Source organism: Deinococcus multiflagellatus (genome assembly GCF_020166415.1).
GTDB lineage: Bacteria > Deinococcota > Deinococci > Deinococcales > Deinococcaceae > Deinococcus > Deinococcus multiflagellatus.
On sequence record NZ_JAIQXV010000018.1, the window covers coordinates 46,475 to 64,088 of the forward strand.

Here is a 17,614-nt window from a genome sequence, read left to right on the forward strand (position 1 = left end):
ACGAGGGCCCGCCCCGCTGGCGTGGGTCAGGCCTGGGTGTTGGCGCTGCCCTGGGCGGTGCTCTGGGGCACGTTCACGCCAAAGCGCTGCAGCACGCTCTGGACCAGAGGGCTTTTCTGGGTAAAGCCTTCCACCGCCTTGCCCAGCGACAGGGCCTTGCTGAGGGCCTCGAACATGCCGCCCTCGCCGCCCACGAGGTCAATCTTGGCGCTGCGCAGGGCGCTGGCAATGACTTCGGCGTTCTCCTTGCTGATTTCCTTGCCAGCCTCAATAGACGCCAGGGCCTGCTGCAGGCTGGTTTCCAGGGCCATGCGGTATTCCTCGTGGCTGCGGGCCTCGGGACTCATCTGGCCCATGGCATTGAACTTGCCGGTCAGGCCCTCGGCCTCGGCGGTCATCTTCTTCAGGGTGGCGCTGGCCTCGGCGCTGCCCAGGGCCTCGGTGGCGGTGGCGCGGGCCTGCCCCATGCGGGCCTCGCCCTCGGCCTGGGCGCTCAGGCGCTCGGCCATCACGCGGGCGTCGGCGCTGCCCTGCTTGTAGTTGGCGTCGGCCTTGGCTTCAATCACGCGGGCCTCGGCGGTGCCCACCTTCTCAATGGCGGCGGCGCTGGCTTCCTGCACCAGGGCCTGGGCCAGACCGGGCGCGGCCTGCTCCACCTTGGTGGCCTCGGCCAGCATCTTCTTGGCTTCGGCCTGCCGGCTGGCGGCATCGAATTCGGCCTGGGCAATGGTGGTCAGCTCGGTGGCGCGGTACTTGGCGGCTGCCTCGGCGGCTTCGGCGGCCTTGATTTCCTTGACCAGGGTTTCCTGGGCGCTGGCTTCAGCGGCCAGCACGCGCACCTGCTTGGCGCGGTCGGCGGCGCTGACCTCGCGCACCTCGTTGATGCGCTCCTCTTCCTGGGCCACGGTCTTGTCAATCGCCACGCGCTCGCGGGTGATGTTCGCCACGTCCATCACGCCTTGCTCCACGGCCTTGTCGCGCTCGACCTCCTGCAGTTTGACCTCGCGGTCGGTGGTCACGGCTTCCATCTTGGCGGCGCGGGCCACGCGCTCGGCTTCAATGGCAATGGCGCGCAGGCGGTTTTGCTCGGCGATTTCCACCTGCCGCTGGCGCTCCTGCTCGCGGATTTCCACCTGCTCGGTGGTCTGAATGCGGGCCTGCTCGGCCACGAGGCGCTGCTCTTCTTTCACGCGGTCGGTTTCGGCGCGCTCGCGGGCCTGAATGGTTTCAATCTCGCGCTTCTGGCGGGCTTCGGCCTCGGCCTGCTGGCGTTCCAGGGCCAGGGTGGCTTCCCGGGTTTCCACGTTCTTCTTGGTCACGGCGAGGTGCTCGTTCTGCTCCAGTTCGTTGGTCACGACGTTCTGGGCGGCTGTCAGCTCGGTGATCTTGCGAATGCCCTCGGCGTCCATGATGTTGTTCTGGTCCAGCATGCTCTTGGGCGTCTGTTCCAGGTAGTCAATCGCCACGTCTTCGAGCACGTACCCGTTCAGGTCGCGGCCAATCACGTTCACCACGGCGTCGCGGAATTCCTCGCGCTTCTCGAACAGTTCGATGAACTCGAACTTCTTGCCCACGGTCTTCAGCGCCTCGGAAAATTTGGCGTTGAACAGCTCATCCACCGCCTTGTGGTCGCTGGCCCGGTTGGCGCCAATCGCCTTGGCGACCTTCAGCACGTCTTCGGGCGTTTCATTCACGCGCAGGTAATACGCCACCGTGATGTCGGCACGGATGTTGTCCTTGCAGATCAGGCCCTCTTTGCCCCGGCGGTCCACCTGCAGGGTGATCAGCGAAATGCGCATCACCTCGGCCTTGTAGAGCACGGGCACAACCAGCGCGCCGGTAAAGCGCACCTTGGGCCGCGCGGACAGGTCGTTCACGATCAGGGCGGTGCCCTGTTCGACCTTCACGTAAAAGGCGCGCACAATCCCAATCAGGGCCAGCAGCACCAGCAGAAACACACCCAGGCCAACCACGAACGGCAACAGCAACGACAGATCAGGCATCTCTAATACTCCTTGGCACTTGGCGTTTCAGACGCCACTTGATAGCGGTGGGTTTCGGGGTCGTAGGCCAGCAGCACCACGCGCTGGCCGCGCACCGGGCGGTCTGGGGGCAGGGCGCGCGCCTCGAAGATCAGGCCGGCGCCGCCGTCGTCCACCGTCACGCGCCCGGAAGTGGCGTCCACGGCCGCCGAGGCCACGGTGGCGCGCCGGCCCACCAGATCGGCGGCGGCGGTGGGCTCGCTCTGGGCACTCAGGCGCCGCAGCGGGCGCAGCAGCGCGGCCGTCAGGGCAGCGGCCAGCGGCAGGGACAGCGCCAGGGTCAGCACCCCGGCCCCGAACTGCACGCCCGCCGGAAGCCCTGAAAGCACCAGCCGCTGCGCCATGTAGGTGCCCACCCAGCCCAGAAAGGTCAACACCGTCAGCACCAGCAGGGCCGGAACGCCGCTCAGCCCCAGACGGGCCCCCAGGCCAGCGGCGCCCCCCAGCGCGCCGTCCAGGCCGTCGCTGTCCAGCAGCCCCAGGGCCACCAGCAGCCAGCCCAGCACGCACGCAGCAAAGACCGCGCTCCACAGCGCGGCCGGGAAACTCAGCGCCGTGTTCAGAAAGGTGTTCAATGCAGGCTCCGGGGAGCGGGCGGGAAGGGCATACCGCCCAGGCTAGCGGGCCCCGGGGGCGGGGTGGGCCGCATCTGCGGCGGGCGGTGGGGGGGCTGGGGGGTCATGCTTCTCACTACGCCTTCACCTTCGCCCGGGTTTCCGGAGGGGGAAGTGGGGGCAGGTCACCCCCTGGGCGCCCCCAGATTCAGAGGCGGGTCAGCCCAATGCCCTATACCCTGGGGGTATGCCCACGCTGCCCCGCTTCGCGTCCCGCACACTTCTGCCGCTGTCGCTGGCCCTGCTGCTGGCCGCCTGTGGGGGCGGCACGGCGCCTGTGACGCCGCCGGCGCCGCCTGCTCCGCCCGCGCCGATCTGTCCGCAGGGCGAGGGCGCCGCGCGGGTGTCGGCGCAGCAGGTGGCGGGGCTCGTGGAGGCCGGGGCCAGCGCGCCCGTGGCCGGGGCCCCGGCGGTGTGGTCGGCGCCGCATGTGCCGGGGCGGGTGCTGGTCGTGGGCAGCGGCCTGCAGGCCCAGGGCGCCCTGCTGGGGGTGCAGACCCGCGCGCTGGGCGCTGGCCTGACGCTGGCGCAAACGCCGGCCGGCCAGACCGACGCCGCTTTTGCCGCGCAGTTGCAGGCCCAGGGCCTGCGGGTGCAGCCGGATTACCTGTACCAGCCGCTGGCCAACCCCAATGACCCGGGTGTGCCCGGCAACGGCGGCGTGCCGCTGGTGGCCGGCGGAGTGGCGTACACCCAGACCTACCTGGGCCGCGTCCAGGCGCCCGCTGCGTGGACCTTCCTGCAGGCCTGTGGCAAGACGCCGGTCGCCGCCAAGACCGCCATTCTGGACGCGCGGGTGGACAACCACCCGGACCTGGTTGCCCGCATTGCCGAGCGCGCCTCGTTCCTGACGCCAGAAGCGGGCGGCTCGGACAGCCAGAGCGGGCACGGCACTGCCTCGGCGGGGCTGGTGGGGGCCACCACGAACAACGGCGCGGGGCTGGCGGGTGTCACCTGGAGCGGGCCCCTGATGGCGCTGGAAGTGCTGGGGGCCAACGGCGGCAGCACCAGTTCGCTGGCCCAGGCCCTGAACGCGGCGGTGGCGGGCGGCGCCAAGGTGATCAACCTGAGCCTGGGCCGACCCCTGGACCCCAACGAACCGGCGGGCTCCAGCGATCAGGTGCTCAGCGCGGCCCTGACCAACGCGGCGAAGTCGGCCGTGATCGTGGCGGCTGCAGGCAACACAGCGGGCGACGGCGTGTATTTCCCGGCCAGTCACCCGGACGTGGTGGCGGTGGGCGCGCTGGGCACCAGCGACACGGCCCTGGCCTGTTACAGTGCCCGCCCCAGCACGGCCCGCCCCCGGGGTCTGAACATCGTGGCCCCTGGCGGCGCCGGCAACTGCGCCGGGGCGACCAACGCGGGGCAAATGCTGATTCTGGCGGCGGGCGGGGGCTATACCCTGAGTGCCGGCACCAGCTTCGCCGCCCCGCTGGTGAGTGGCGCGGCGGCCCTGATGCGCGCGGCCAACCCGGCCCTGAGCGCGGCCGAAACAAAACAGCGCCTGCTGGAAAGCGCCAACACGGCGGTGGCGGGCCTGCCCCGGTTGGACGTGAACGCGGCGGTGCGCGCCGCCACCCGCTAAGCCGGGCAGTTGTGGAGGGGTGAAGCGTCCGGCCAAGCGCCGGGCGTTCCTTGTTGGCCCCCTGTTTGCACTGAACAGAGGTGCAGCTGCCTGTGCTGCCGGGCCTGTGTTGACCGTCAAAACGTGTCCCTTGATCCTCTCCACACGAGGGGCCCCCTGGCGGGTTGTTTGCTTAACGCTAAGGCATTTTGGCTTGCTTAGGGCCACCAGATGAGCCAACATGAGGCCGTACGGCCTGAGCCTCATGACGAAATCCACCGCCAGCCTTGAAACCTTCGACTTTCTGGAACTGCTGTATCTGCTCACCGAGCAGCGGCGCAGCGGCGTCCTGAACGTGGAGCGCGCCGACGGGCAGTTTCAGGCGTGGCTGGAAGGCGGGCGGGTGCGTCACCTGCAGTTTGGCGACGACCTGGGGGTGCCCGCGCTGGTGCGCCTGCTGCAAGCCCCGCAGGGCCGCTTTCACTTTGACGAGGGGCTGGCCCACCCGCAGCCGCGCATGGACGCCCTGCTGGACGAGGTGGCCCTGGAGGCCCTGGAAGCGATGCCGGTGCAGGAACTCCCCTTTGATGGCCCGGCGCGCATCACCTCGCCAGAGCGGGTGGCGCGCATGCGCTGGGGCCTGAAGGAACTGGACATCCTGCAGCAGATTGAAGCGCAGCAGCCGGTGTCGGACCTCGCCCGCGACCCGGATGCCAAGCGGATGCTGCTGAAACTCTGCCGCATTGGCCTGATCGCGCCGCGCAAGTCCCGCGTGGCCCGCCTGACCGTGACCGTGACCCGGCAGGTGCGCGACGTGGCTCTGGTGGACGAACTGATTTTTCGCCGCTGGAAAGAAGACATCGTGCGCCACCCGCAGAGCGTGGCGATCCGCACCGATGGCGGGCAGGTGTACACCCTGCCGATTCGCATGGCGTCCAACCTCACCACCCAGCTGATGGTGCCCCCCGAACTGCTGATGCGCACGGGGCTGCGGGCGGGGGACAGTGTGCTGGTTAAGCCGGTGTAGGCGGGGGGAGCGTCGAGAAGTCTGGGGGTCGAGGGGTCGAGAGGGCAGGAGAGGGGCCGTCAGAGGTTGGTTTGGTTGGAAGAATGGTGCGGCGTGCGGCCAATGTTCCGGGCCGTGGAAGTGGCGTCAAACCTGTGTGGGCAGTGGCGCCCGCTCGCCTGCAAGGGCGCCTGAAATGGGCGGATAAGGCGACGGTGCCGGTGCACGCTCCTTCCTGGGCACTGCGACGGCTTCACAGGAGCGGCGTGGAGACGCCCGCTCTGGCTGGGTCCAGGGTCGGCCTCTCTGCATCGAGCGCCCGGGAGAGAGAAAAACCTTGCTCTCATCGAGCCACACCAGCTGAATAACCGGCTTTCTCCGCACCGTTGCCCAAGAAATCCAGTTCTTCTCTCGACTTCCCGACGCCTCGACCCCCACAAGACCCCCCGGCTAGACGGCGTGGCCCCACCGCGCGCAGGCCCCCCCGCTACACTGGCCCGGTATGCCCGTGCCCCCCACCGCCGCCGAACTGGCCCGCCGCGTGCAGGCCCGCGAGACCACCGCGCCCGAGCTGCTGACCGCCGCCCTCAGCCGTATTCAGGCCGCCCGGCCCCTCAATGCCGTGGTGAGCCTGAATGACGGCGCCCAGGCGCAGGCGCAGGCGGTGCAGGCCCGGGTGGACAGGGGCGAGGCACTGCCGCTGGCGGGCGTGCCCATCCTCGTGAAGGACAACATCAATGTCTCGGGGACGGCCACCACCTGCGGCAGCCGCATTCTGGCGACCTATGTCAGCCCCTACACCGCCACGGCGGCGGCGCGACTGCAGCAGGCCGGCGCGGTGATTGTGGGCAAGGCGAACATGGATGAATTCGCCATGGGCTCCAGCACCGAAAGCAGCGCGCATGGCCCTGCCCTGAACCCCTGGGACGAGGCGCGGGTGTCGGGCGGCAGCAGCGGGGGCAGCGCGGTCGCGGTGGCGGCGGGCCTCACCCCGGTGGCCCTGGGGAGCGACACTGGCGGCAGCGTGCGCCAGCCGGCCAGTTTCTGTGGCGTGTATGGCCTGAAACCCACCTACGGCCGGGTCAGCCGCTCCGGGTTGGTGGCCTACGCCAGCAGTCTGGACCAGATTGGGCCCTTCGCGCATACGGCGCAGGACCTCGCCCTGCTGATGAACGTGCTGGCCGGACACGACCCCCTGGACGCCACCAGCCTGCACGCGCCGCCCGCCTTTGCCACGGTCACCGCTGACGACCTGCGCGGGTTACGGGTGGGCGTTATCCAGGAGAGCCTGGGGGGCAACACGCCGGGCGTGGACGCCACCCTGCAAGCCACGCTGGACGCCCTGCGCGGCGCCGGGGCCCAGGTGGCCGAGGTGAGCCTGCCCGAACTGAAGTACGCCATTGCCGCCTATTACCTGATTGCCATGCCGGAAGCCAGCAGCAACCTCGCGCGTTTTGACGGCATGGTGTACGGCGCGCGCGTGTCGGGCAGTGACGTGACCGAGGCCATGACCCTCACCCGCGAGCGGGGCTTTGGCCCCGAGGTGCAGCGCCGCATCCTGATCGGCACCTACGCCCTGAGCAGCGGCTATTACGACGCCTACTACAGCAAGGCCATGAAGGTCCGCCGCCTGATCGCGGACCGCTTCGCGCAGGCGTTCGGGCAATTTGACGTGCTGGTCACGCCCACCAGTCCGTTTCCGGCGTTCCGGCGCGGTGAAAAGACCAGCGATCCCCTGGCGATGTACGCCGCCGATGTGGACACCGTGGCGATCAACCTTGCCGGGCTGCCCGCCCTGAGCGTGCCCGCCGGATTCGAGACGGTGGACGGGGTGCGCCTGCCTGTGGGCATTCAGTTCATCGCGCCGGCCCTGCAGGACGAGCGGCTGGTGCGGCTGGCGGGGGGCCTGGAGGCCCTGGGTGTGGTGCAGGCCGGGGTGGCCCCTGGATATTGACGCTGCCAGGACAGAGCTTCAGGAGCTTCGGGCACGCCGGGCTGGGGTGAACGACCTCCTGTCCCTCAAAGAAGGGGTGTGGCATGCCCTCTTTCAGGCCAGAGGAACCGCCCGGGGGCCGCAATGGTGCCTGATGCTTCTCGCCTGTTACGAGGCGGTGGCCGAGCAGACCCGCGCCCCCCAGGATGAACGGGAAGCCATAGCCGCCCGCCTCCGCTGCGCCGCACTTTTTCCAGACGGCCCTGCGGCTGCGCAGTGGCGGCAGGCGGCCCGAGTCTGGTACTGGTCTGTCTTGCGGTCAGAGTCTCCAGAACAGGTGAGCGCTGACCTGACGGCGTGGCGCACGCTTCCCCACGAGCGGATTCGGCAGCTGGGGTTCTTGCGCAACGTCCTTGCCGATCTGCGCCGTCATCCAGAATTCATCGCGGGCCTTCCAGAAGACGAAGCCGCCGAGCTTGCCCACTGGTTGGCGCTGCTACCTATGCTCTGATCACGCCCAGGCCCGGACCACCTTCAGTTGCTGCCCGTCGCCGTCCACCACGGCCACCAGCTGGCCTTCCAGCGTCACCACAAAGCGGCCGGCGGCCTCATGCGCCGGCCGTTTGCCCTGCCGCAGTTCGCGGGCCAGCCGCTCATCGGCCTCGATGACCGGGAAGTCCAGGGCGGCCAGATCGGGAATGCCCGGGGCGTCGGCCAGCCCGTCCAGCGGCACGGCGTCACGCAGGTCGTAGCGGCCCACGCGGGTGCGCACCAGGCCGCCCAGGTGCGCGGGCACGCCCAGCGCCGCGCCCACATCGCGCGCCAGCGAGCGCAGGTAGGTGCCGCTGCCCACCCGGGCCCACACCAGCAGGGTGGGGAACTCGCCCAGTGCGTCAGGGAGGGTAAAAGTGTGGCCTCTGTCGGCCGGGCGCCACGTCTGGGGATCAAAGGTGTGGGGCGCCGCCGCCACGCTGGGATACAGGCCCAGCAACGCCAGTTCGTGGATCACGATGGGGCGGGCCGGCAGGTCCAGGGCGCCGCCGGCGCGCGCCACCGCGTAGGCCCGCTGGCCGCCCACCTGAATGGCGCTGTACTGCGGGGGCACCTGGGCCTGGGGTCCCACGAAGGTCGCCAGCACCTCGCGCACCTGCGCTTCCGTCAGTTGGGGCACGTCGGCGCGCGAATCCACCGGGCCCTCGGCGTCCAGGGTGGGCGTGCCGGCCCCCAGGCTGATCCAGGCGAGGTAATCCTTGGTGTCGGCCTCCATGAACTGCACGACCTTGGTGCTGTCGTCCACGCACAGCACCAGCACGCCCGTGGCCAGCGGGTCCAGGGTGCCGGTGTGGCCCACCCGGCGCGTGCTGCGCGCCCGCCGCGCGCGATTCACCACATCGTGCGAGGTCAACGTCAGGGGTTTGTCCACGGCGATCACGGGCATGGGGGGCAGGGTAGCAGGTGGGCGGTACACTGGCCCCTGTGTTGCGCGCCGCCTTCTGGCTGACCGCCCTGCTGTTTGTGCCGCTGGGGCTGTATCTGTATTTTCTGCCGCCTGCCGTGGCGTCCCTGATTGGCGTCTCGCCGCTGTGGCTGGCGCGCGGGGCGGGGGCCGTGGTGCTGGCCTGGGGCGCCTTTCAGCTGGCCGCCAGCTTTGCCCCGGACCGAGTAAAGGTGGGGGGGCTGGTGGGCGGTAACCTGCTGCTGGTGGCGGCCCTGCTGCCCCCCGTGCTGCGCGGCGCCGACACGTTGGCCGCGCCGCTGCGCACCGCCCTGCTGGTGGTCTCGGGTGCGCTGGCCCTGCTGGCGGTTATGGCGCTGCTGGGCAGCCCCTCACGCCGGAGCCGGCTGTAATGGAGCGGCTGCACAAGCGGCTGGCCCGCGCCGGGGTGGCCTCGCGCCGCGCGGCCGAAAGCCTGATTCAGGCCGGGCGCGTGACCGTCAATGGCGTGCCGGCCACCCTGGGCCAGACTGTCACCGACGCCGACGACATCCGGGTGGACGGCCAGCTGATCGAAACCGGGGCCGCCCCGAAGGTCACCTACATGCTTTACAAGCCGCGCGGCTACGTGACCACCGCCCGCGACGAGTACGGCCGCAGGAACGTGCTGGACGCCATGCCCCCCACCCCCGGCCTGCACCCGGTGGGCCGCCTGGACCGCGACTCCGAAGGGCTGCTGCTGCTCACCACCGACGGCGACCTGACCCTGACCCTGACCCACCCCCGTTACGGCCACGAAAAGGCGTACCGCGCCTGGACTGAGGGCCCCCACGCCCCCACCCCGGCCGATCTGGAGCAGTTGCTGGACGGCTCGCTGACGCTGGACGACGGCCCGGCCACCGCCCGGGAGGCCCGCCCGGCACGGGGCGGCGCCTTCGTGGTGCTGGGCGAGGGCCGCAACCGCCAGGTGCGGCGCATGCTGGAAGCCATCGGCCACCCCGTCACCCGCCTGCTGCGCTACCGCGTGGGCGGCCTGTGGCTGGGCAACCTGGAGGTGGGCGAATACCGCCAGCTTGACGACCGCGACCTGCGCGACCTGCTGCACCCGGACCGCACGCCGCCCCAGGTGTGGGCGCGCCAGTGGGAACGGATTGAGAAGCGCTGGGGGTAGAAAGGCAGCAGTGCGCGGGAGGCGGGACAAGAAGGGTTCACCGCCCACCACGGCCCGCCTCCTGCTATCCTTTCTCCTTGCGGGGGAATGTTCGGCCGCGCGCCCTTACAGGCGTGAGGAAAGTCCGGGCACCGCAGGGCCAGGATGCCAGCTAACGGCTGGTCGGCGAGTCAAGTGCCCAGCCGCCCGCTGCCGGGGCCTGGGAAACGGCGAAGCCGAAGGACAGTGCCACAGAAACCAGACCGCCGCGCGCTAGCGTGCAGAACGCAAAGCCCCGGCAGTGGGCAGGCGCGCGGTCAGGGTGAAACGGTGCGGTAAGAGCGCACCAGGCCGGCAGGAGACTGCGGGCGTCTGGTAAACCCCATCCGGTGCAAGACCCGACCGTGCGCGAGGGCTGGCCCGCCCGATGACCGCCAGGATGGTCGCTTGAGGCGCGCCGCAATGCGCGTCCCAGAGAGATGGCCGAACAGCCGCCCCAGGCGGTGGACAGAACCCGGCTTATAGTTCCCCCGCAAGAAGGCAGGCCGCTCCCAGATGGGAGCGGCCTGTTTTGGTTGTGGGTCGTGGGCTGTGGGAAGGGCAGAAAAAAGGCGTGCACGGTCCCCCTTCTTTTTCCCACACCCGACAACCCACCCCCTACACCCCTTTCTTCGCGTCCAGTGCCGCCAGCACAAACCCGGCCATCATCAGCGCGCCGCCAATGGGGGCCACGGCGCCCAGCACTTTCACGCCGGTCAGGGCCAGCAGGTACAGGCTGCCGGCAAACACCAGGGCGCCGGCCAGCAGCAGCGGGGGCGCGCGGCGCTGCCCGGCCTGGGTGCCCAGGGCCAGCAGGGCCAGGGCGGCGTACATCTGGTAGCGGGCGCCGGTTTCAAAGGTGGCCAGATCGGCGGCGTCCAGGCGGGCTTTCAGGCCGTGGGCCGCAAAGGCGCCCAGGGCAACGGCCAGGGCCGCCAGCACGGCGCCGGCGCGCAGGGTGTGGTGGGAACGCATGGCCCGCAGCGTAGGGCGCGCGCGGGGTGGCCGGTGTCCCGCCCCCAGGCTCAGCGCGGGGGGCCGGGGTGGGGCTGTGGGGGGAAAGGGGCCAGAGAAGTGGGAGAGAGGTGGGAATTGGTGGTAATTCGTGGAAACGGCTGTTACACTCGCCGCATCAACCAAAAGACGTTGAGCGCGTGTTTATGGTTGAGGTGGACCCCCAACCTCATCCGCCCGCAAGGTGGGCACAGGTGGGAAAAGAGGAGCCGTGTGTGCCGTTTGGCGAATACCCGTACACCATTGATGACAAGGGCCGCGTGGTCATGCCCCCCGCGTTCCGCGACTTCGTGGAGGACGGCATGATCCTCACGCGCGGCATGGAAGGCTGCCTGTACGTGTTTCCCCTGGCCAGCTGGAAGCGGGTGGAAACGCAGTTAGAAGGCCTGCCCCTCACCGACGCCGAGTCCCGGGCGTTTGTGCGCTTCTTCTATTCCGGGGCCAGCAAGGCGCGCCTGGACAACCAGAGCCGCGTCTCTGTGCCCCAGCCCCTGCGCGCCTTTGCCGCCCTGGAGGGCGAGGTGATCGTGGCGGGTGCGCCCGGTCGCCTGGAACTCTGGAGCCCGGCCCGCTGGGAAGCCGCCATTGCGGCGGTGCAGGACAACCCCCCCAAACCTGACCTTCTGTCCAACTTTGTGGCGTAACCAATGAACGACTCCCAGACCCCCCTGTCTTCCGAAGCCGCCCCCGCCCAAGGCGGCCTGTCGCATGTGCCGGTGCTGGCCGCCGAGGTGCTGGAAGCGCTCCAACCGGCCCCGGGCCGCGTGTTCGTGGACGGCACCCTGGGCGGCGCCGGGCACACCGGGCTGCTGCTCTCGGCCGGCGCGGCCGTGTACGGCATTGACCAGGACCCCTACGCCCTGGAACGCGCCCGGCGGGCCGGATGGGCGGGCCTGACCGTGCTGCAGGGCAACTACCGCGACATGGCCGCGCTGCTCTCAGGAGCGGGCGTCACGCAGGTGGACGGCATTCTGCTGGACATCGGCGTGAGCAGCTTTCAGCTGGACGACGCGGCGCGCGGCTTTTCCTACCACACCGAGGCCCCGCTGGACATGCGCATGAGCCAGAGCGGCGAATCGGCCGCCGACGTGGTGAACACCTACGACGAAGAGGACCTCGCCGCCATCATCTATGAATACGGCGAGGACCGCCTCTCGCGCCGCATTGCACGCGGCATCGTGGCGGCGCGTGACAAGGCGCCCATCGAGACCACCGTGCAACTGGCCGAGATCGTGAAGCGGGCGTACCCCGGCTTTTCCAAGGGGATTCACCCCGCCCGGCGCACCTTTCAGGCGCTGCGTATCCATGTCAACGACGAACTGGGCGCCCTGCGCGACGGGCTGCAGGCCGCCGAAACGCTGCTGGCCCCCGGCGGGCGGCTGGCGGTCATCAGCTTTCATTCGCTCGAAGACCGCATCGTCAAGCGCTTCCTGCTGGGCAGCGAGGTCCTGAGCCCACTCACCAAGCGCCCGCTGGTGGCCTCGGAAGAGGAGCAGGCCAGCAACCCCCGCGCCCGCAGCGCCAAGCTGCGCGTGGCCGAGCGGAGGGCCGCGTGACCCGACTGCAAGGGCCCCAGGTGTCCCTGTCGCGCTTTCTGCCGCGCTGGAGCGAGCTGGACACCTCGCTGCCCACGTGGCGGGCGCGCGCCGTGCGCTACGTGCTGATTTACTTCGCGCTGGTGCTGGTGCTCGTGGGGGCGCGCGCCTTGACCAGTCATGTGCGCCCCGCCCTGCGCGCCGCCCAGACGCGCGAAGCGGCCCTGACCACCCAGAACGCCAACCTCACCGTGCAGTTGCAGACCCTGGAAAACCAGCGCCGGCTCCTGGACTGGGCCACTGAACATGGCATGCGCCGCCTGACCGACGTGCCCAAGGACCGGGCCACCTTCGCGCCGCTGCCGGCCGCCCCGCCCCCCCGCCCCCGTCCCCCGCGTACGCTGGAGGTGAACACGCTGTGGAAGTGAAAATTCGCAACCGCTCCCACCTGATGCGGTTTCTGGCCCTGCTGATGTTCCTGACCCTGGTCTGGGCCTACGCCCAGCTGGAATGGGGCGCGCCCCAGAGCGCGCGGCAAAAGGCCGTGCAGGCGCGCGGGTCTGTGGTGTCGGCCGATGGGCGGGTGCTGGCCACCAGCGTGGACGGCAAACGGGTTTATCCGCAGGGCACCCTGGCCGGGCAGCTGCTGGGCATGATGGGCGCCACCGAGGGCCTGGAGGGCCTGGAACACGCCTACGACGGGCCGCTGACCGCTGGCCGCACCCTGAAACTGACCATCGACACCGGCATCCAGGCGGCGGCCGAAGCGGCGCTGGCCCGCACCATTCCCGAGCACCAGGGCGAATACGGCGCCGCTGTGGTGCTCGAAACCCGCACCGGGCGCGTGCTGGCGGCGGCCAGCTACCCGCCCTTTGATCCGGGCACGTGGCGCACCTACTCGGAGGGGGCCCGGCGCAACCGCGCCTTCCTGGACCGCTTTGAGCCCGGATCCACCGTGAAGGCGCTGGTGGTGGCCGCCGCGCTGAACGAGGGCCTGACCACCCCAGACACCCTGTACAGCACCCCCATGAGCCGCTTTGTGGGTGGGCGCTGGGGCAGCCGCATTGGCGACAGCGTGGCCCACCCCAAAACGCTGACCACCCAGGGCGTGCTGCAGTACAGCTCCAACGTGGGCATGACCCATATCGTGGAGCACTTCCCCAAAGAGCGCATGCGCGGCTATCTGGAGCAGTACGGGTTTGGGCGCGACATTCCGCTGCCCACGGTGGTGGCCGCCAGTGGACAACTGCAGCCCCTAAGCCGCTGGAGTGAGCTGGTGCGCGCCACCAACGCCTTCGGGCAGGGCATGAGCAGCACCACGCTGCAGCTGGCGGCGGCCTTCAACGTGCTGGCCAATGACGGCCGCTACGTCTCGCCCCGTCTGGTGGAAGGTGAAGCAGGTCAGGAGCGGCGCGACGTGCTGCGCCCGGAAGTGGCGCGCACCACCCGCACCATGCTGCAGACCGTGGTGCAGCGGATTGCAGGCAACGCCGGCATCAAAGGCTATGACCTGGCTGGCAAGACCGGCACCGCGCAGGTGGTGGTGGACGGCCGCTATTCCAGCAGCATCTATGACAGCGTGTTCGCGGGCTTTTTCCCCGTGGACAGCCCCCGCATCACCATTGCGGTTATGGTGCACGGCGCCAAGGTGAAATACCACGGCTCGCAGCTGGCCGCGCCTATTTTCCGCTCTATCTCTGCAGATGTGCTGTCGAGCTGGGGCGTGGTGCCGCCCACCTCGGGCGACAATGAGTGAATTCTAAGAGACGCTGAGAAGCTGAACTTCCGGTCAACTGACACTTCGGCTGCCTCTCACTGGGGCTCACCGCCGAAGTGTCATTTTTCCTACCTTACTGGGCGCTGCAGCTGAACAATAGGGGAGCGGCAGCACCCGAATCCGGCATTCTTCACACGAAATCAATGAGAAACTAAATGAGACGATTAGAACTTGTCTCATGATTAGAACCCGCTTTTGCTGGGCGGATTCCATTTGTTTTGAACTGTTGCCACCCGAATGGTCGGCACTGGATGAGCCAGGAGACAGCACTTTCTCAAAAACCTGCCATTTCTCCCCATTACGCTCATGCACGAACAGGGGGACGCTTCATGCGCCCTCAACCCAGTGATGTTCCTTTCATTGACCCTCAACGGGCGCGCGCCCTGGCGCTGCGCCCGCAGGAGAACGCATGTCTCAACGCCCTTTGAACTGGATTCGCGCCGCCGCCTTCGTCCTGCTGGGTACAGCGGGCGCCACGCCGGCCCTGCCTGCCAGTACCGTGGCCTCAGACGCGGTGCGTGACGCCCTGACCGTTCGCCCGGCCGCCTCCCCGGCCCCCCAGCAGGCGGCCCAGAACCGCGCCGCCGCCATTGCCCAGGCGCAGCAGCCCAGCCAGCCGGTGGCGCTCACGCCGGTCCGTGGCCGCTCGGCGGTGGCCCGCTCCACCGCCTACAACAGCCTGCCCAGCCAGACCGACGGCTCGCCGTACATCACGGCCACGGGCACCCGCACCCGGCCCGGCGTGATCGCCCTGTCGCGCGACCTGCTGCGCCTTTTTCCCTACGGCACCCGCGTCATGATTGAGGACCTCAGCGGGCGCTACTCCAACATGCTGCGCGGCCGGGTGTTCATCGTGGAAGACACGATGGCCGCCCGCAAAACCAACAGTGTGGACATCTGGATGCCCACCCGCACCGAGGCCCTGAACTGGGGCGCGCGCCAGATCCGCATTACCGCCATTCGCTGACCTTTCTGCTGCCCTCCAGGCCCCCGCCCGCCCGCGCCGCTGCCGGGCGGGGCCTTCACTTTGGTCCTCTGCTATCCTCCCCGGTGCATGTCCAAGCCTGACCGCGCCCTGCCCTGGCGACTGGCGCGCGCCCACCTGCGCCGCCGCCGCACCCAGAACACCCTGACCATTCTGGGCATTGCGGTGGGGGTCATGGCCCTGATTGCGGCGCTCAGCCTGACCAACGGCTTTACCCGCGCGCTGGTGGACGCCACGCTGCGCGCCAGCCCCCACCTCAGCGTGACCGCTTTCCGGCCTGTCCCGCCCGACGCCGAACTGGAAGCCGCCCTGCGCGCTGACCGCCGGGTGCTGGCCTTTACACCCTTCCTGGCCGACAAGGGGTTGCTCACCCGGCCTGCCTCGCCGGGGCGAGGCGCCGGGGTGGACTTCACCACCCTGTTTGGCGTGACCCCTGCCGCCCGGGAAGTGCTGCAACTGCCCGCCGAGCAGCAAGCCGCGCTGGGCAGCCTGAAAGACGGCGAGGTGCTGCTGGGCGCGGCCCTGGCCCGCAGCGTGGGGGCCTTTACTGGCGATACGGTGCGCCTGCTGAACAGCACCCAGCGCCGCACGACCCTGCGCGTGCGCGGCGTGTTTTCCACCGGTAACTACCTGATTGATTCCGCCTACGCCTTTACCAACCTGAAGACCCTGCAGGCCCTGCAGGGGACCCAGGCCATCACGGGCTACCAGCTGCGCCTGCACGACCCCGCCCAGGCCCCGGCGGTGGGCGACGACCTGACCCGTACCCGCGCCTACTCGCCGCTGCCCTGGCAAAGCCTGTACGGCACGCTGCTGGACCAACTGGCGCTGCAGAAACGGGTGATTGCCTTTGTGGTGCTGCTCATCGTGGTGGTGGCGGCCTTTGGGATCGCCAACGTGCTGACGCTGGCGGTGTTCGAGAAAACACAGGAAATCGCCATTCTGCGCGCCATCGGGGCCACCCGGCCGCTGATCACCCGCATCTTTCTGCTGGAGGGCCTGGCGCTGGGGCTGGGCGGGCTGCTGCTGGGCAACCTGCTGGGCCTGGGCATCAGTGCGTATTTCACGGTGCGGCCCTTTACCCTGCCGGGCGACCTGTATTTCATCACCACCCTGCCGGTCGAGGTGCGCCTGACCGACGTGCTGGGCGTGAATGCCATTGGCCTGGTGACCACCCTGCTGGCGGCCCTCATTCCGGCCCGGCGGGCGGCGGCGGTGGAACCGGCGCGGATTCTGCGCTGAGCAAAGGGGTGTAGGTTTGAAAGGGTGCTGGCCTGAGGCTGGACGCCGCTGAAGTTGCTGGGGGAGACCTATGGCTCCCGACTCGGGAAGCTGCCCCAGGCGCCTTCCAAAGGCTGCTTCACACGCCCCGTCAGGGCGGCGTCACCTGCCTGACGGTGACCTGAAGCACCATTAACAAAGCCTCCCAGGCCGCTCACGGTGCGTCATCTTGCCGCCCGTAGGCTGTGCCCTGGAGGTACGACATGAAGAAGCTTTTTCTGATTCCCGCCGCCATGCTGCTCAGCACGGCCGCTGCGGCCCCCAAGATCAGTGCGCAGAGCATCATCGTGAACCCCACGCAGCCCGACCTGTCGGTGAACGTGCGTGTGGACAAAGACACCAGCGGCAACCAGAACCCCGCCTACCGCGTGGGTGACAAAATTTCCATCAGCACCACCGTCAACCGCGACGCCTACGTGTACCTGTTCAACGTGAACCCCGACGGCACCGTGGACCAGATCCTGCCCAACCGTCTGTCGGAAGACAACTTCGTCAAGGCCAACACCACCAAGGTGTTCCCCGCGCCCGACGACAAGTTCACGTACACCGTGGCGGGCCCCATCGGCCAGAACAAGGTGCTGGCCCTGGCCAGCCTGACCGAGCTGGACCTGGACGACATCAGCTCCTTCAAGAGCGCGCAGGACCAGTTCGCCACCGTGAACGCCAAGAGCCAGGCCGGGCTGGCCCAGGCCCTGAGCATCGTGGTGAACCCACTGCCCCAGAACAGCTGGGTGAGTGACACCGCCTTCTACACCGTGGCGGCGCGCAACCCCGTGAGCACCGGCAGCCTGTTTGTGGGCACCAACGTGCAGAACGCCACCGTGATCCTGAACGGGCAGCGGCTGGGCGGTGCCAACGTGACCTACAGCAACCTGCGTGCGGGCACCTACCCCGTGCGGGTGCAGGCCCCCGGCTACCGTGACTACACCACCACCATCACCATCCGCGCGGGCAGCACCACCAACCTGAACGTGGAATTTGCCCAGGCTGTGACCCCGGCCCCCGTACCGGCCCCCGCGCAGTACACCATCACCCTGCGCAGCCCGGTGAACGGCGCCCGCGTGTTCGTGGACGGCGACGAGGTGGGCACCATCCGCAACGGCGTGCTGAACATCCGCGTGTCGCGCGGCACCCACGAGATCGTGGTCGTGGCCGCCGGTTACCGCACCTTCAGCAACACCTACAACGTGACCCAGAACGGTCAGATCACCATTACCCCCACCCGCTGATCTTCAGCGT

17 protein-coding genes and 1 other RNA gene are annotated in these 17,614 nt (G+C 69.1%); 14 read left to right on the top strand and 4 right to left on the bottom strand.

Annotated features, from left to right (window positions below; genetic code table 11):
• Positions 1-26: 26 nt before the first annotated feature.
• Complete coding sequence (locus K7W41_RS17705; RefSeq protein ID WP_224611409.1) at positions 27-2,003, bottom strand: hypothetical protein; 1,977 nt, start codon at positions 2,001-2,003, stop codon at positions 27-29.
• A 2-nt stretch (positions 2,004-2,005) separates the two neighbouring features.
• A complete protein-coding gene (locus K7W41_RS17710; RefSeq protein WP_224611411.1) occupies positions 2,006-2,617 on the bottom strand; it encodes a hypothetical protein in 612 nt (203 codons plus the stop codon).
• A gap of 226 nt (positions 2,618-2,843) precedes the next feature.
• Here K7W41_RS17710 and K7W41_RS17715 point away from each other — a divergent pair, with 226 nt between their 5' ends.
• The 4 genes from K7W41_RS17715 to K7W41_RS17730 all read left to right on the top strand — a co-directional run bounded on the left by K7W41_RS17715 (position 2,844) and on the right by K7W41_RS17730 (position 7,670).
• Positions 2,844-4,241: a S8 family serine peptidase gene (locus K7W41_RS17715; protein ID WP_224611413.1), complete on the top strand. Its 1,398-nt coding sequence runs from the start codon at positions 2,844-2,846 to the stop codon at positions 4,239-4,241.
• A 244-nt stretch (positions 4,242-4,485) separates the two neighbouring features.
• On the top strand, positions 4,486-5,247 hold the full coding sequence (locus K7W41_RS17720) for a DUF4388 domain-containing protein (RefSeq protein ID WP_224611414.1): 762 nt from the start codon (positions 4,486-4,488) through the stop codon (positions 5,245-5,247).
• A gap of 481 nt (positions 5,248-5,728) precedes the next feature.
• A complete protein-coding gene (gene gatA, locus K7W41_RS17725; RefSeq protein WP_224611427.1) occupies positions 5,729-7,180 on the top strand; it encodes an Asp-tRNA(Asn)/Glu-tRNA(Gln) amidotransferase subunit GatA in 1,452 nt (483 codons plus the stop codon).
• Positions 7,181-7,313: 133 nt separating this feature from the next.
• Entirely contained in the window at positions 7,314-7,670 is a 357-nt protein-coding gene (locus tag K7W41_RS17730; RefSeq protein WP_224611429.1) for a hypothetical protein, read from the top strand.
• Here the strand turns inward: K7W41_RS17730 and truB are convergent, their stop codons facing one another.
• The gene (gene truB / locus K7W41_RS17735) at positions 7,671-8,597 is read right to left on the bottom strand and encodes a tRNA pseudouridine(55) synthase TruB (protein ID WP_224611431.1); all 927 of its coding nucleotides are present in this window, start codon (positions 8,595-8,597) and stop codon (positions 7,671-7,673) included.
• A gap of 38 nt (positions 8,598-8,635) precedes the next feature.
• Here truB and K7W41_RS17740 point away from each other — a divergent pair, with 38 nt between their 5' ends.
• The 3 genes from K7W41_RS17740 (at position 8,636) to rnpB (ending at position 10,282) form a co-directional block, all read left to right on the top strand.
• Positions 8,636-9,007 (top strand): hypothetical protein, encoded by a 372-nt coding sequence (locus tag K7W41_RS17740; protein ID WP_224611449.1) that lies wholly within the window; start codon positions 8,636-8,638, stop codon positions 9,005-9,007.
• Positions 9,007-9,765, top strand: coding sequence for a pseudouridine synthase (locus K7W41_RS17745; RefSeq protein ID WP_224611451.1), 759 nt, complete (start codon positions 9,007-9,009; stop codon positions 9,763-9,765). The genes K7W41_RS17740 and K7W41_RS17745 overlap by 1 nt, the downstream gene beginning before the upstream one ends.
• A 79-nt stretch (positions 9,766-9,844) precedes the next feature.
• An RNA gene (gene rnpB / locus K7W41_RS17750) (RNase P RNA component class A) lies at positions 9,845-10,282 on the top strand.
• 119 nt (positions 10,283-10,401) lie between these two features.
• On the opposite strand, the gene K7W41_RS17755 is transcribed toward rnpB, so the two are convergent.
• Positions 10,402-10,758, bottom strand: a complete 357-nt coding sequence (locus tag K7W41_RS17755) for a DUF423 domain-containing protein (RefSeq protein ID WP_224611453.1) — start codon at positions 10,756-10,758, stop codon at positions 10,402-10,404.
• A gap of 254 nt (positions 10,759-11,012) precedes the next feature.
• Here K7W41_RS17755 and mraZ point away from each other — a divergent pair, with 254 nt between their 5' ends.
• The 7 genes from mraZ (at position 11,013) to K7W41_RS17790 (ending at position 17,604) form a co-directional block, all read left to right on the top strand.
• Entirely contained in the window at positions 11,013-11,441 is a 429-nt protein-coding gene (mraZ, locus tag K7W41_RS17760; protein ID WP_221089180.1) for a division/cell wall cluster transcriptional repressor MraZ, read from the top strand.
• 3 nt (positions 11,442-11,444) lie between these two features.
• Positions 11,445-12,353, top strand: a complete 909-nt coding sequence (rsmH, locus tag K7W41_RS17765) for a 16S rRNA (cytosine(1402)-N(4))-methyltransferase RsmH (RefSeq protein WP_224611463.1) — start codon at positions 11,445-11,447, stop codon at positions 12,351-12,353.
• A complete protein-coding gene (locus K7W41_RS17770; RefSeq protein ID WP_224611465.1) occupies positions 12,350-12,760 on the top strand; it encodes a hypothetical protein in 411 nt (136 codons plus the stop codon). The genes rsmH and K7W41_RS17770 overlap by 4 nt, the downstream gene beginning before the upstream one ends.
• Entirely contained in the window at positions 12,751-14,088 is a 1,338-nt protein-coding gene (locus K7W41_RS17775; RefSeq protein WP_224611467.1) for a peptidoglycan D,D-transpeptidase FtsI family protein, read from the top strand. Before K7W41_RS17770 ends, K7W41_RS17775 begins: the two co-directional genes overlap by 10 nt.
• Before the next feature lie 430 nt (positions 14,089-14,518).
• Positions 14,519-15,076 (top strand): 3D domain-containing protein, encoded by a 558-nt coding sequence (locus tag K7W41_RS17780; protein ID WP_224611469.1) that lies wholly within the window; start codon positions 14,519-14,521, stop codon positions 15,074-15,076.
• A gap of 87 nt (positions 15,077-15,163) precedes the next feature.
• The gene (locus tag K7W41_RS17785) at positions 15,164-16,336 is read left to right on the top strand and encodes an ABC transporter permease (RefSeq protein ID WP_224611479.1); all 1,173 of its coding nucleotides are present in this window, start codon (positions 15,164-15,166) and stop codon (positions 16,334-16,336) included.
• A gap of 242 nt (positions 16,337-16,578) precedes the next feature.
• Positions 16,579-17,604 carry a DUF4384 domain-containing protein gene (locus K7W41_RS17790; RefSeq protein WP_224611481.1) on the top strand — a complete coding sequence of 342 codons (1,026 nt, stop codon included), beginning with the start codon at positions 16,579-16,581 and terminating at the stop codon, positions 17,602-17,604.
• Positions 17,605-17,614: the final 10 nt, after the last annotated feature.

Coding starts and splice junctions, on each gene's coding strand:
- gatA (WP_224611427.1), top strand. CDS start 5,729: ATGCCCGTGCCCCCCACCGCCGCCGAACTGGCCCGCCGCGTGCAGGCC.
- K7W41_RS17730 (WP_224611429.1), top strand. CDS start 7,314: ATGCTTCTCGCCTGTTACGAGGCGGTGGCCGAGCAGACCCGCGCCCCC.
- truB (WP_224611431.1), bottom strand. CDS start 8,597: ATGCCCGTGATCGCCGTGGACAAACCCCTGACGTTGACCTCGCACGAT.
- K7W41_RS17785 (WP_224611479.1), top strand. CDS start 15,164: ATGTCCAAGCCTGACCGCGCCCTGCCCTGGCGACTGGCGCGCGCCCAC.
- K7W41_RS17715 (WP_224611413.1), top strand. CDS start 2,844: ATGCCCACGCTGCCCCGCTTCGCGTCCCGCACACTTCTGCCGCTGTCG.
- rsmH (WP_224611463.1), top strand. CDS start 11,445: ATGAACGACTCCCAGACCCCCCTGTCTTCCGAAGCCGCCCCCGCCCAA.
- K7W41_RS17780 (WP_224611469.1), top strand. CDS start 14,519: ATGTCTCAACGCCCTTTGAACTGGATTCGCGCCGCCGCCTTCGTCCTG.
- K7W41_RS17755 (WP_224611453.1), bottom strand. CDS start 10,758: ATGCGTTCCCACCACACCCTGCGCGCCGGCGCCGTGCTGGCGGCCCTG.
- K7W41_RS17745 (WP_224611451.1), top strand. CDS start 9,007: ATGGAGCGGCTGCACAAGCGGCTGGCCCGCGCCGGGGTGGCCTCGCGC.
- K7W41_RS17790 (WP_224611481.1), top strand. CDS start 16,579: ATGAAGAAGCTTTTTCTGATTCCCGCCGCCATGCTGCTCAGCACGGCC.
- K7W41_RS17720 (WP_224611414.1), top strand. CDS start 4,486: ATGACGAAATCCACCGCCAGCCTTGAAACCTTCGACTTTCTGGAACTG.
- K7W41_RS17705 (WP_224611409.1), bottom strand. CDS start 2,003: ATGCCTGATCTGTCGTTGCTGTTGCCGTTCGTGGTTGGCCTGGGTGTG.